Source organism: Streptococcus mitis (assembly GCF_902159415.1).
Classification (GTDB): Bacteria; Bacillota; Bacilli; order Lactobacillales; family Streptococcaceae; genus Streptococcus; species Streptococcus mitis_BG.
This window is the reverse complement of sequence record NZ_CABGJU010000002.1, coordinates 24,286-37,275: the sequence shown is the minus strand read 5'-3', so window position 1 is coordinate 37,275 and position 12,990 is coordinate 24,286. Positions and strand designations below refer to the sequence as shown.

General features: G+C 36.7%; 10 protein-coding genes and 1 pseudogene. All 11 read left to right on the top strand.

The features are described from left to right. Nucleotides 1–4: 4 nt before the first annotated feature. Entirely contained in the window at nt 5–1,108 is a 1,104-nt protein-coding gene (locus FN031_RS06430; RefSeq protein WP_142558688.1) for a DNA cytosine methyltransferase, read from the top strand. After that, entirely contained in the window at nt 1,108–3,654 is a 2,547-nt protein-coding gene (locus FN031_RS06425) for a BpuSI family type II restriction endonuclease (RefSeq protein WP_142558685.1), read from the top strand. The genes FN031_RS06430 and FN031_RS06425 overlap by 1 nt, the downstream gene beginning before the upstream one ends. Nucleotides 3,655–3,733: 79 nt before the next feature. Beyond that, complete coding sequence (locus FN031_RS06420) at nt 3,734–3,976, top strand: RNA-binding domain-containing protein (protein ID WP_142558683.1); 243 nt, start codon at nt 3,734–3,736, stop codon at nt 3,974–3,976. Then, on the top strand, nt 3,969–4,892 hold the full coding sequence (locus FN031_RS06415) for an ATP-binding protein (RefSeq protein WP_185928453.1): 924 nt from the start codon (nt 3,969–3,971) through the stop codon (nt 4,890–4,892). The genes FN031_RS06420 and FN031_RS06415 overlap by 8 nt, the downstream gene beginning before the upstream one ends. Continuing rightward, nucleotides 4,885–5,439, top strand: a pseudogene (locus tag FN031_RS06410) (SLATT domain-containing protein). Before FN031_RS06415 ends, FN031_RS06410 begins: the two are co-directional and overlap by 8 nt. Before the next feature lie 5 nt (nt 5,440–5,444). Then, complete coding sequence (locus FN031_RS06405; protein WP_142558675.1) at nt 5,445–6,263, top strand: SMODS domain-containing nucleotidyltransferase; 819 nt, start codon at nt 5,445–5,447, stop codon at nt 6,261–6,263. 295 nt (nt 6,264–6,558) lie between these two features. Further along, the gene (locus tag FN031_RS06400; protein WP_142558673.1) at nt 6,559–7,392 is read left to right on the top strand and encodes a TPM domain-containing protein; all 834 of its coding nucleotides are present in this window, start codon (nt 6,559–6,561) and stop codon (nt 7,390–7,392) included. A 47-nt stretch (nt 7,393–7,439) separates the two neighbouring features. Further along, nucleotides 7,440–8,030 (top strand): LemA family protein, encoded by a 591-nt coding sequence (locus tag FN031_RS06395; protein ID WP_142558672.1) that lies wholly within the window; start codon nt 7,440–7,442, stop codon nt 8,028–8,030. 272 nt (nt 8,031–8,302) lie between these two features. Then, the gene (gene secA / locus FN031_RS06390) at nt 8,303–10,813 is read left to right on the top strand and encodes a preprotein translocase subunit SecA (RefSeq protein ID WP_142558671.1); all 2,511 of its coding nucleotides are present in this window, start codon (nt 8,303–8,305) and stop codon (nt 10,811–10,813) included. Between the two features lie 83 nt (nt 10,814–10,896). Next, nucleotides 10,897–11,928 (top strand): 3-deoxy-7-phosphoheptulonate synthase, encoded by a 1,032-nt coding sequence (locus FN031_RS06385; protein WP_142558670.1) that lies wholly within the window; start codon nt 10,897–10,899, stop codon nt 11,926–11,928. Nucleotide 11,929: 1 nt separating this feature from the next. Continuing rightward, complete coding sequence (locus FN031_RS06380) at nt 11,930–12,961, top strand: 3-deoxy-7-phosphoheptulonate synthase (RefSeq protein ID WP_142558669.1); 1,032 nt, start codon at nt 11,930–11,932, stop codon at nt 12,959–12,961. Nucleotides 12,962–12,990 lie beyond the last annotated feature (29 nt).

Below are 12,990 nucleotides of genomic sequence, written 5' to 3'. Positions count from 1 at the left end.
CAGAATGTCCATAAAAGTGGTAAGTGTTTTTTCAGGCGGAGGTGGATTAGACTTGGGGTTTATCCAAGAAGGTTATGAAGTTATATGGGCTATTGATAATAACCAAAATGCTGTAACAACCTATAAACACAATTTGCATGATGAAATTATTTGCGCAGATATTAATAAAATTGATTTAAATTCTATTCCTATGGCTGATGTTGTAATAGGAGGACCACCTTGTCAATCATTTTCGTTGGCAGGTAATAGAAATGTAGAAGATGAACGAGGACAACTTGTTTGGCGTTATATTGAAATTATTAAGCATGTCCAACCAAAGGCATTTGTTTTTGAAAATGTCACAGGTTTACTTTCAGCGAAAAATTCACAGAAGGAATCAATATTTGAATTACTAAAGCAGGCATTTAGAGATATTGGATATAATGTTAATGCGAAGGTTTTAAATGCTGCAGACTACGGTGTTCCACAAAGAAGAAAAAGAGTAATAATTGTCGGACTAAAAGGTGAAGAGACATTTGAATTTCCTCAAGCTACACACTATGAGAGTGGTGATGGTTTAAAGAAATATGTTAGCGTAGAAGAGGCCCTTGGAGACTTACCTAAAGCCATTCAGGATGAGAACGGAAGAACAAAATATACTTGTGAGCCAAAGAATGACTATCAAGAAAGAATGCGTGCGGATAAAAAGTCTGATGTGACAGAACACTTTGTTTCACGATTAAGCGAATTAGATAAGTATATTATTTCTCATGTTAAGCCGGGGGGAAACTATATGGATATTCCGGCTGATGTGAATTCTGAAAGAATCAGAAGACTTCAAAGGGATGGAGGGCATACTACATGTTATGGAAGACTTCTTCCCGAAAAGCCATCATATACGATTAATACATATTTTAATAGACCAAATGTGGGCTGTAATATTCATTACTCGGATGACAGATTGATAAGTGTCAGAGAAGCATTAAGATTGCAATCGTTCCCAGACTCATTCGAAATTGTGTCTACAAGTAAACAAGGTAGAAACTTAATCGTAGGAAATGCCGTTCCTCCAATGCTTGGAGAAGTAATAGCAAGAAAATTGAAAGAGTATATGAAGGAGGGGTTATAATGGTAAGATATTCAGATTCAGAAGTCAGAGTATTTCATCCAATTTGTGAGAAGGCTCTGAATAATGCAATAACTAATTTGGGTCGTTCCGGAACATATCAGGTTATTCATCATAGATACACTGGTTCATTAGAAATGGACTTTGTTATTGAGAACAAAACAACGGGAAAATATCTGTGTGTTGTGGAGGTGAAGAGAACGCCTGGTGATGTGCAAAGTACAAGACATCAGTTTCAAGCACAGTCATATGTACAGATGAATACTGTACAAAATGAAAAACCGTTTTATATCATTACTAATTTAGAAACACTTATTTCGTTTAGATATGATACATCAAAACCACGAGTTTATCAGCAGATGCTTCAACCGGGTTTGGAGCATATATGCGATTTTTCAACTGATAATGATAGTGCAATAGAGAGTAAACTGACTGTAGCGTTTGAGAGACTTATTTCTAATTTTATTTCAGATACATATACATACTCTACAACCTTAGAGCAGTTTTTGTCGTACATGGATAGTACATTAAGTAATGATAGAATGTGGAAGAGTAGTATGGCAATATTAATGTATGAGTACATAAGAGGTGCTTTTTCCGCTGTACGAAGAACAGATATTAGATATGATGTAAGAAAATTTCATGATGATGTTCAGCAAATTTGTATAGAAGCTAATCGTGTAGACTTCGATGGTATCTTTCAATACGATGCTACAAGATTTTTAGCACGCCATTCGGTTGCAACTTCGATTTTATCTGATATATATACTTATGGTAATGCTAATATTTCGGGAGATGCAGTTGCGGATGCATTACATAGTAAACTTTCAGAAAATAAGCACCATGATGGAGAAGTGGCAACTGATTCAGAGCTTGCATTATTGGCTGCTACTTTAGCCAAGATGTCGAATGGAGATTTGCCACCTGGTCGCAAGATTTGTGATCCTGCTGCGGGTAGTGGAAACTTAATTTGTTCTGCAATCAATGTGTTTAATGTTAATGCCTCTGCATTAAAGGCAAATGATATAAACAAGAAATTAATTGAGTTATTGTCTTTACGTTTAGGATTGAATTTTCCTACAAGTATTAATCATGCAAACGCTCCTGAAGTTTCAGCTGAAGATATTAATAACTTGCCTGCTAGATATTTTAATGACGTTGATGTGGTACTTTTGAACCCACCATTTGTTGCAGGAATAAATTGTGTAAACAGAAAGCCTGCTTTTTATAATACGATCAGAAGTCGTAAAGGCTCCGATGCAGTTACTCTTGTTGGACAAATGAATCTGGGAGCAGTATTCCTAGAAACTGTTTGTTGGATGGTCAATCCAGGAACGACAGTTGTTTGTATTTTTCCGAAGGCACATTTGAAAGAGCGTGGTGAGGAGGCAGTATCATTTCGAAGAATGCTTCTTGATTTGTTTGGATTACATACAATTTTTAATTATCCTGCAGAGGATTTGTTTAATGCGGTAATCGAAGAAACGTGTATATTTGTCGGAAAAGTAAGACAACCCGCGACAAGAATCAAGGTATATTCAAGTAATGATAAGGTGGCTGACTTGGATTTACACGCATTGGAAAATTATACAGGAACAATTAATCAGACAATTTATTCTACAATTATACCGGGAATTGAAGCTAGAAGTTTTAGTTTCAATGAGCTTGATAGGGCTATTGATGATGGTTGGAGATTTGTATGTAGTGAGATGACAGAATCTATGGATTTTGTTTCACATAATATTCTGCTAAATCCAAAAATGACATCCATTGTTAATACTAGAAATGTTTCAAGAAGAGGAAATGTTGGTGGAAGTGGCGCGTCAGACTTGGTATTTTTTGACTCGTTTGATACTCTGTATAATAGATATTTAGGAATGGTTCCTTTGTCTGCGGGAATGAGAAATGCTCAACATGATGTATTTGAGTTGAGTTCTGGAGATTCTGAATTTATTGATTTTACGGCTATGACTGCTACTATGGCCACAAATGTAATTAATGATTATATTCCGTTGCAAAGAGCGGCAGAAGGACAAAGTAGAAATACAACTAAATCACCTGCAGAAATAAAAAAGATTGCTGAACGTTATGCTAGAGTGGTATTTCAAGCAAATTCCGTGTTAGTTCCAACAAAGTTAAGAAGAACTGGACGTGTACATGTTACCCGTGTTCCTATGCATATTTCTACAAATTTTGCAGTGTTCTCTTATGGAACTGCTAATGAAGCAAATATTATTGGTTCGTATATGTCAACTATCTTTTATCAGTTGGAATGTGAGGTTCAGTCAAAAGACCATGCGGGATTAAGAAAATTGGAACTACGGGATGTTCAGACTACACACGCGCCAATTGTATCTGCTCTGACAACAGCAGAAATAGCAAGAGTAAATGCAGAATTGCCTAATATTCAATTTTTGGATTTGAATAATCCAGTTATTAGAAAAATTGATTTGATATGGGCAGATATTCTATATGGTACAAACGCAAATACTGTGTTAAATGATGCACTAAGGTTGTTGAGATTCTTGGCAAACAGAAGGAATCCTTAAATATAAAAAATAAACTATTATAAATAAACACATCCACTTATCTTAATAAAGACAAATTTGATGGGATTGGAGGAAGTTTATGAATATAAAAGAAGTCAAAGATTTAATTTTACTTAAACAAGAGGGCTCCAATTGGGATTTTAAACGAGAGTGGTATTCCCAAGATAAGAAAGCTGATTTACTTCATGATATTATTTGCATGGCTAACAATCATGTGAATAGAGATTCGTATATTATTATTGGTGTTGATGAGGAAAATGATTATTCATTTTCCTCTCTGAAGTCTGATTTAAATAGAAAAAAACACACAGCAATTGGTTGATTTTTTGAGAGAAAAGCATTTTGCTGGTGGTGTTAGGCCAATTGTCAGTGTTGAAAGTCTTGGTTTTGGTGATATTGAAATAGATGTAATTGTTATACATAACAGTGATTCAACGCCGTTTTACTTAACTGAAAACTATCAATCGGTAATGCCTAATAACATCTATACACGAGTAATGGATTCAAATACACCGAAGAATAAATCTGCTGATTTATCGCAAATAGAGATATTATGGAAAAAACGCTTCGGATTACTTTCACCGCCATTAGAAAGAATGACACTTTATTTGAAGAAATCCGATTTGTGGGATTATTCTCCCAATGATTGTTGTACAGAGAAAAAATATTACAGATTTTCACCTGAATTTACTATAGAGAATAATATAGACGAAAGTAAAAGTGGATATCAATATTACTTGTTTAATCAAACCGATATTCACCCTAGATGGTATGATATCAATTTGTATTATCAACAAACAATGCTCGCTTCATTAGAAGGATTATCGCTTGATGGTGGTCGTTATTTTACGCCTTCTCCTAGAACTGACGGTGTATCATTAACACAATATCATCATTGGGATATTGCGTTTAAGTATTTCATTAAAGACTCAATTGAATATATCGTCCATGAGTTTTACTATCATCCAGATGGTGATGATAAGACAATAGCACATGATAGATTTATGGAATGTATCCTTGTGTTTGATACAAATGCTGAAAAAGAAGAGTTTAAAGAATACCTTAAACAAAAATGGAAAAACAAAGAAAACTATAACGACAACGTATGGTTGCCTTACTTTGAAAAGGTAAATGGATACAATATGGATGTAATTAAAGAGGAAGATCTAAATTCTCAAATATTCCAGAAAATGCTTATTGAGTTTCGTAATAACAAAGGAGGTTCGTTTCGTGGATAATGAATATTCTATATTGGAAGATTCTGTAAGAAATACTTTCGGAAGTATTGTATGGTCACACAAAGTCCAAGAAAAACAGGCTGATATATATTTTTTACAATATAAATTCATGGAAACTATTAAAATAGCAACTGCATCCCTAACATCGGTTGGGATTGTTTCTTTAATATTTACAGATCAAATGTGGTTGAAAGTGTTATCTGCATTAATATCATTTGTATCAGTTTTCATTAGTGCTTTCTTTAAATCTTTTGATTTACAGACATTAGTTTCAGCTCATAATAATTCCGCTCAGAAACTGTTGAAAATTAGGGATGAATTAAAATTGCTATTAATGTTAATTCATCTAAAATAAAAAACAGTAAATGAGTTAGTAGATATGTATCAGGATATTGTAGAAAAGTTAGATGTCCTATATGCTGAAGCACCACGCACTACTGACAAAGCTGTAAAAAAAGCAAGCAATGCATTAAATGTGAATCATGACAATCAATTTACTGATGAGGAAATAAACTGTAATCTTCCTAACTCTCTACATAGGAGGTAAGAAAAATGAGTGATTATATAAAAAAGAGGGGCGAAGTAATAGACCAAGGTATTCGTTCAACTATTTCAAAACGTTATCATACCGTTACAGCCGCCATTAATAAAGAATTTTGGGGTATTTCATGTGATACGCAAAATAGCTTCTATGTTGGTTCATATGGACGTGGAACTGCAATTGACACAAGTGATATAGATATTTTGGTTGTTTTGCCTGAGAATGTGTATTTAAAACATGATGTGATAAAAGGTAATGGACAATCACGTTTATTACAAGCAGTTCGTCAAGCGATTATTTCATCATACCCTCGTAGCGAAGTACGTGCCGATGGGCAAGTTGTAAAAATAAACTTTAGTGACGGAATGAAATTTGAAATTCTTCCAGCATTTAAAAAAACAGACTGGTATGGCTCTTGGGATGGTACATACAAATATCCTGATACAAATATGGGTGGTAACTGGCATTCAACAAATCCAAAGGCTGAACAAGAAACAATGAAAAACAAAAACTCTAGTAGCAATGGTTTATTGCTAGATACTTGTAAACACTTTAGGTTCATAAGAGACACATATTTTAGTAGTTACCATCTGTCAGGAATTGTGATTGATAGTTTTGTCTATCATGCAATGGGTGGATGGAGATGGTCTGAGCCGGGAAGTACTTCTTCTTCAGCTAGTGGAACATATGAAAATGTTTTATTAGAATACTTAAATCAAAACTCTATGTGGGGCAACCTCACTCTTACCGCGCCAGGGAGTGGAGAAAACATATCTACAGAGAGTAGTCTAGAATGTTTAAGGAAAGTAGTTAATTACATTACCAAATAAGAAAACGACCACACAGGAGCATTGCCACTCTTGTAAGGTCGTTATTTCTTTTGTCACCACTTGAAGACGTCACTCAAAATCTGCTTTTCTACAAATCCCTAAGTGAAGTCCTCTTTCTCAGACCTTCTTTTTATTGAATGGAGATTAGTGTCTAAGATGAAGAAGAAATTTTGTCATCAAATTAACATCATTTTCCTAGTCCTTGTCACGGATTTGTAATGGAAACGTACTTTCTTTGTAAAATTTAAAGTGCTATAATTCTCTAAATCAATTTTCCTAATATAGGGAGGTTATTATGAAAGCATACAGATTATTAAAAAATAGTTTGTTCATACGCTTGCTAGGTTTGCTGATGGCATTTCTTTTCCTATCAGCATTTACTGCACCTGAAAAACCAGATTATGGTATTTACGACCCAAATCATTATTTGACAGAGGAAGTAGTTACTCAGATTCGTGATTTGAATGAAGCCAATAGTCAAAAGGCAGAAAAACTTCAAATAGGTGTCTATGTTGTAGACAGTCTGGATGGAGAAAGCATCGAAACAGTAGCCAATGAAACTGCTAGAGCTTGGAAGATAGGCTATTCTGGAGATGATTTTGGAAGTCTGATTGTGGTAGCTGTTCAAGACCGTAAATCAAGAATTGAAACCAGTAATAACACCGCCATTAGAATAACGGACTATCAAACCAAACAGATCTTGGCAGCCAGCCGTACAGATTTTAAAGCTGGTGACTATAGTAAAGGAATTCTAGCGATTGCCAAAGGTTTGGACAACCAGTTTTATAGAGGAAGTGGAACCATTTCATCTGATGAAGATTCCTCTAAAATCAAACGTTATTCTGAAAGCATCAGTGGTAAAAAATCTAATCAAGACAAAAACAGTGTATCAAGTCGCCATCAAAGAAAAGATCCCTTGAAAGATTTCTTTCTGTTTTTGACGGGGATATATTTCATAGGAGTCATTATTGCCATTATCAGAGGTGGTGGTGGCGACGGGAACTCATCTGGCGGAGGCTGGTGGTATAGTGATTCATCCGATTCAGGATCTTCCTGGTCAAGCTCAGACTCGTCTAGCAGCTGGGATGGTGGAGGTTTTGATGGTGGAGGCTCATCTGATAGTTGGTAATTCTTTTCCGTTGTATTAAAATTTTATAGAAATGAGTAGGTTTAGATATGAAAAATAAAGGAATTATTTATATATTTAGTATTTTACTAGCTATTATCTTGCTAGGAGGATGCTCAGTAGTAGGCACTTATAATGGCCTTGTTTCCGAACAAACCAAGGTGGAGCAAGCACAGGCAGATGTGGCTACTGCCCTTCAACGACGGTCAGATCTTATTGGAAATCTTGTGGAGTCTGTTAAAGGACAAATGAACCATGAGACAGAGATTTTCACCAAGATTGCGGAAGCTCGTGCTAAAATTGGGAATGGCTCCGTAACTTCAAAAGAAAATCAAGAGGCTCAAGGAGAGTTGAGTTCAGCTATTTCACGTTTGATATCATTAACGGAAAATTATCCAGAACTCAAGAGCAATCAAAATGTGGAACAACTCATGACAGAACTGGCTGGAAGTGAAAATCGTATCTTTGTAGCCCGCAAGGATTACAACAAAGTGGCAACAGAATACAATCAAAAATTAAGAAGCTTCCCAACAGTTCTTTTCGCTAATATGATGAACTTTAAAGAGGCGGAAACCTTTAAAGAAAGTGAAGAAGCTAAGACAGCTCCTAAGGTTGATTTTAGCAATTCTTCATCGCGATAGATCGTATGTCAATAAATAAATCAAAAACCTAGAATATCTGTTCTAGGTTTTTTTCAAAAAAAGTAATTGAGGTGAGGAAAAATTAGAAAGATTTTTATATGAATGCTAAGTTTAAATAAAAGTGGGGCTAAAAGACAAAAAATGCTAAAAAAGGCAATAAAATCAACCTTTTTTCTGTTTATAAAGATGTATTCTTTGTTGAAAAAGATTGGTGAATATGTTACAATGAAAAGAACGTTTTAAAATATTAAAAATTCGAAGTAAGGAAAAAAATGGCAAATTTACTAAAAACAATCATCGAAAATGATAAAGGTGAACTTCGTCGTCTTGAAAAGATGGCTGATAAGGTTTTGAAATACGAAGATGAGATGGCTGCAATGACAGATGAGCAGCTTCAAGCGAAAACAGAAGAGTTTAAGCAACGTTATCAAAATGGTGAAACGTTAGATCAGCTTTTGTATGAGGCATTTGCAGTTGTTCGCGAAGGCGCTAAGCGTGTCCTTGGTCTCTTCCCCTATAAGGTTCAGGTTATGGGGGGTATCGTTCTTCACCATGGTGACGTTCCAGAAATGCGTACTGGTGAAGGTAAAACCTTAACAGCGACTATGCCTGTTTATCTTAATGCTTTAGCAGGTCAGGGAGTACACGTAGTTACAGTCAACGAGTACCTAACAGAACGTGATGCAACAGAAATGGGTGAACTATACTCTTGGCTTGGTCTTTCTGTAGGTATCAACTTGGCAGCTAAATCTCCGATGGAGAAAAAAGAAGCTTACCTTTGTGATATCACTTATTCGACTAACTCTGAAATTGGTTTTGACTATCTTCGTGACAACATGGTTGTTCGTGCGGAAAACATGGTTCAACGTCCGCTCAACTATGCCTTGGTCGATGAGGTTGACTCAATTTTGATTGACGAAGCTAGAACACCATTGATCGTTTCAGGAGCTAATGCAGTTGAAACTAGCCAACTTTACCATATGGCTGACCACTTTGTGAAATCTTTGGATAAAGATGACTATATCATTGATATTCAGTCTAAGACAATCGGTTTGTCTGATTCAGGGATTGATAAGGCTGAAGACTACTTTAAGCTAGAAAACCTCTACGATATTGAAAACGTAGCTCTTACTCACTTCATCGACAACGCTCTTCGTGCCAACTACATTATGACATTAGATATTGACTATGTGGTTAGTGAAGAACAAGAAATCTTGATTGTCGATCAATTTACAGGACGTACCATGGAAGGTCGTCGTTATTCAGACGGATTACACCAAGCGATTGAAGCTAAGGAAGGTGTGCCAATCCAAGATGAAACGAAGACTTCTGCATCTATTACATACCAAAACTTATTCCGTATGTATAAGAAATTGGCTGGTATGACTGGTACTGGTAAGACAGAAGAAGAAGAATTCCGTGAAATCTATAACATTCGCGTTATTCCAATTCCAACTAACCGTCCTATCCAACGTATTGACCACTCTGACCTTCTTTATGCTAGCCTCGATGCGAAATTTAAGGCTGTAGTTGAAGACGTTAAGGCTCGTTACCAAAAAGGTCAACCAGTCTTGGTAGGTACTGTTTCGGTTGAAACCAGTGATTTCCTTTCTAAGAAATTAGTAGCTGCAGGTATTCCTCACGAAGTTTTGAATGCTAAGAATCACTACAAAGAAGCGCAAATCATTATGAACGCTGGTCAACGTGGTGCAGTTACGATTGCAACCAACATGGCTGGACGTGGTACCGACATTAAGCTTGGTGAAGGAGTTCGTGAGCTTGGTGGACTTTGTGTTATCGGTACAGAGCGACATGAGAGTCGCCGTATTGATAACCAGCTTCGTGGTCGTTCAGGACGTCAAGGAGATCCAGGTGAATCTCAATTCTACCTATCTCTTGAAGATGATTTGATGAAACGCTTTGGTTCAGAACGTTTGAAAGGTGTATTTGAACGTCTTAACATGTCTGACGAAGCTATCGAATCACGTATGTTGACTCGTCAAGTGGAAGCAGCCCAAAAACGAGTTGAAGGAAATAACTACGATACTCGTAAACAAGTCCTTCAATATGATGATGTTATGCGTGAGCAACGTGAGATTATCTACGCTCAACGTCATGATGTTATCACTGCTGATCGAGATCTTGCTCCAGAAATTCACGCTATGATTAAGCGTACAATCAACCGTGTTGTCGACAATCATGCTCGTGCTAAGCAAGAAGAAAAATTGGAAGCAATTCTTAATTTTGCTAAGTATAACTTGCTCCCAGAGAACTCGATTTCCCTTGAAGACCTTACTGGTTTATCTGATCAAGCTATTAAGGATGAGCTATACAAACGTGCCTTGGAAGTATATGATAGCCAAGTAGCTAAATTACGTGACGAGGAAGCTGTTAAGGAATTCCAAAAAGTATTGATTTTGCGTGTTGTGGACAGTAAATGGACAGACCACATCGATGCGCTTGACCAGTTACGTAATGCTGTTGGGCTTCGTGGTTATGCTCAGAATAACCCAGTTGTAGAATACCAAGCGGAAGGTTTCCGTATGTTTAATGATATGATTGGATCAATTGAATTTGATGTTACTCGATTGATGATGAAAGCTCAAATTCATGAACAAGAACGTCCTCAAGCGGAACGTCATATCAGTACTACAGCTACCCGAAACATTGCAGCTAAGCAGACAGATCTTCCAGATGATTTGGACTTAAGTCAAGTGAAACGCAACGACTTATGCCCATGTGGTTCAGGTAAGAAGTTTAAAAACTGTCATGGGAAAAAATAATTAGACTGAATAATTTTTAGGCGGATGCATAGTGAAAAGTAAATTTTTGCTCGGCGTCCGTTTGCTTTATAAGGAGACGAGTTATGGTATTTACAGCTAGAAGCCCTAAAATAAATATAGAAGAAGTTCGTAGTGTATCTAAATTAGAAGGCCAATCACTGGCTAAAAAAATGCAACGAGATCAAGAGTTAGAAGCTATTATTCGTGGAGAAGATCAACGTGTTTTATTGGTAATTGGACCATGTTCATCTGATAATGAAGATGCCGTAATTGAATACGCTAAACGCTTGTCAGCCTTACAAGAAGAAGTCAAAGATCGTGTCTTTATGGTTATGCGTGTCTATACAGCTAAGCCTCGTACTAACGGTGACGGCTATAAGGGATTGATCCATCAGCCAAATGCTAAAGAAGCTCCAAGTCTTATTAATGGGATTAAGGCAGTTCGTCAACTTCATTATCGTGTTATCACAGAAACAGGGATGACAACAGCAGATGAAATGCTTTATCCAGAAAATCTTCCTCTGGTGGATGATTTGATTTCTTATATGGCAGTTGGTGCACGTTCGGTAGAGGATCAACAGCACCGTTTTGTAGCTAGTGGAGCTGATTTCTCGACAGGATTTAAAAATCCAACTTCAGGAAATTTAAATGTTATGTTCAATGGTATTTATGCTGCTCAGAATAAGCAGAGCTTCCTTTTCTTAGGAAAGGAAGTAGAGACTACGGGTAATCCTCTGTCTCACGCTATCCTTCGTGGAGCCCTTAATGAATACGGGAAAAACATCCCTAACTACTACTATGATAATTTACTAGATACTATTGCTCAGTATGAAGAAATGGGCTTGGAAAATCCGTTTATCGTTATTGATACCAACCATGATAACTCAGGTAAGAAATATCTAGAACAGATTCGTATTGTTCGCCAAACATTAATCAACCGAGCTTGGAATGAAAAGATTAAAAAATATGTACGTGGTTTCATGATTGAATCCTATTTAGAAGATGGACGTCAAAATGAGCCAGAGGTCTTTGGGAAATCTATCACAGATCCTTGCCTTGGTTGGGAAAAAACAGAAGCTCTAGTTCGAGAAATCTACCAAACACTAGGAGATTAAGATGGTATTTATCGAAAAAGGTCAAGAAATCGATATTCAATCGATAAAGGCAGACACACAGCTATCTGCTGAAGTATTACATCACAAGAATAAACGTGATCAGGAACTGGCAAATATTATTGCTGGTAAGGATGATCGTCTTTTATTGATATTAGGACCTTGCTCGTCGGATAATGAAGAAGCTGTTTTAGAGTATGCTCGTCGCTTATCTCGATTGCAGCAAAAAGTAGCCGATAAAATCTTTATGGTCATGCGTGTATACACAGCCAAACCTCGGACTAATGGGGATGGCTATAAGGGATTGGTTCATCAGCCAGATACATCAAAAGCACCAAGTTTAATCAATGGGTTACAGGCAGTTCGTCACCTTCATTATCGGGTTATTACGGAGACAGGATTGACAACGGCAGATGAAATGCTCTATCCATCAAATTTAGTGATGGTTGATGATTTGGTAAGTTATCATGCGGTGGGAGCTCGGTCGGTCGAGGATCAGGAACACCGTTTTGTGGCCTCAGGTATTGATGCTCCAGTCGGCATGAAAAATCCAACATCTGGTAATCTAGCTGTTATGTTTAATGCTATCTATGCAGCGCAAAATAAGCAAACTTTCCTCTACCACGGACAAGAAGTAGAGACTTCAGGAAATCCTTTGGCACATGTCATTCTTAGAGGTGGGCTAAATGAGTATGGGGACAACAAACCCAACTTTTACTATGAGACCTTATTAGACTCTATTGAAGGCTATGAGGAGATGGGTTTAGAAAATCCATTTATTATCATTGATACTAATCATGATAATTCAGGTAAAGAATACCTAGAACAAATTCGTATTGTTCGACAAAGTCTTTTGAATCGTCAATGGAATGAAAAAATCAAGAAAACAGTTCGTGGTTTCATGATTGAGTCTTACCTCGAAGATGGACGTCAAAATCAGCCTGAAATTTTTGGATGTTCCATTACAGACCCTTGCTTGGGCTGGGAAAAAACAGAAGCCTTAATCGAAGAAATTTATGCTACTTTAATAAAATAAGAGAAAAGGATGGAGTTGGGGGGATCTCA

What these genes read in the sequence shown, in the direction of transcription:
- FN031_RS06420 (WP_142558683.1), top strand. Translation starts at nt 3,734, where the DNA reads ATGAATATAAAAGAAGTCAAAGATTTAATTTTACTTAAACAAGAGGGC.
- secA (WP_142558671.1), top strand. Translation starts at nt 8,303, where the DNA reads ATGGCAAATTTACTAAAAACAATCATCGAAAATGATAAAGGTGAACTT.
- FN031_RS06405 (WP_142558675.1), top strand. Translation starts at nt 5,445, where the DNA reads ATGAGTGATTATATAAAAAAGAGGGGCGAAGTAATAGACCAAGGTATT.
- FN031_RS06380 (WP_142558669.1), top strand. Translation starts at nt 11,930, where the DNA reads ATGGTATTTATCGAAAAAGGTCAAGAAATCGATATTCAATCGATAAAG.
- FN031_RS06425 (WP_142558685.1), top strand. Translation starts at nt 1,108, where the DNA reads ATGGTAAGATATTCAGATTCAGAAGTCAGAGTATTTCATCCAATTTGT.
- FN031_RS06385 (WP_142558670.1), top strand. Translation starts at nt 10,897, where the DNA reads ATGGTATTTACAGCTAGAAGCCCTAAAATAAATATAGAAGAAGTTCGT.
- FN031_RS06395 (WP_142558672.1), top strand. Translation starts at nt 7,440, where the DNA reads ATGAAAAATAAAGGAATTATTTATATATTTAGTATTTTACTAGCTATT.
- FN031_RS06400 (WP_142558673.1), top strand. Translation starts at nt 6,559, where the DNA reads ATGAAAGCATACAGATTATTAAAAAATAGTTTGTTCATACGCTTGCTA.
- FN031_RS06430 (WP_142558688.1), top strand. Translation starts at nt 5, where the DNA reads ATGTCCATAAAAGTGGTAAGTGTTTTTTCAGGCGGAGGTGGATTAGAC.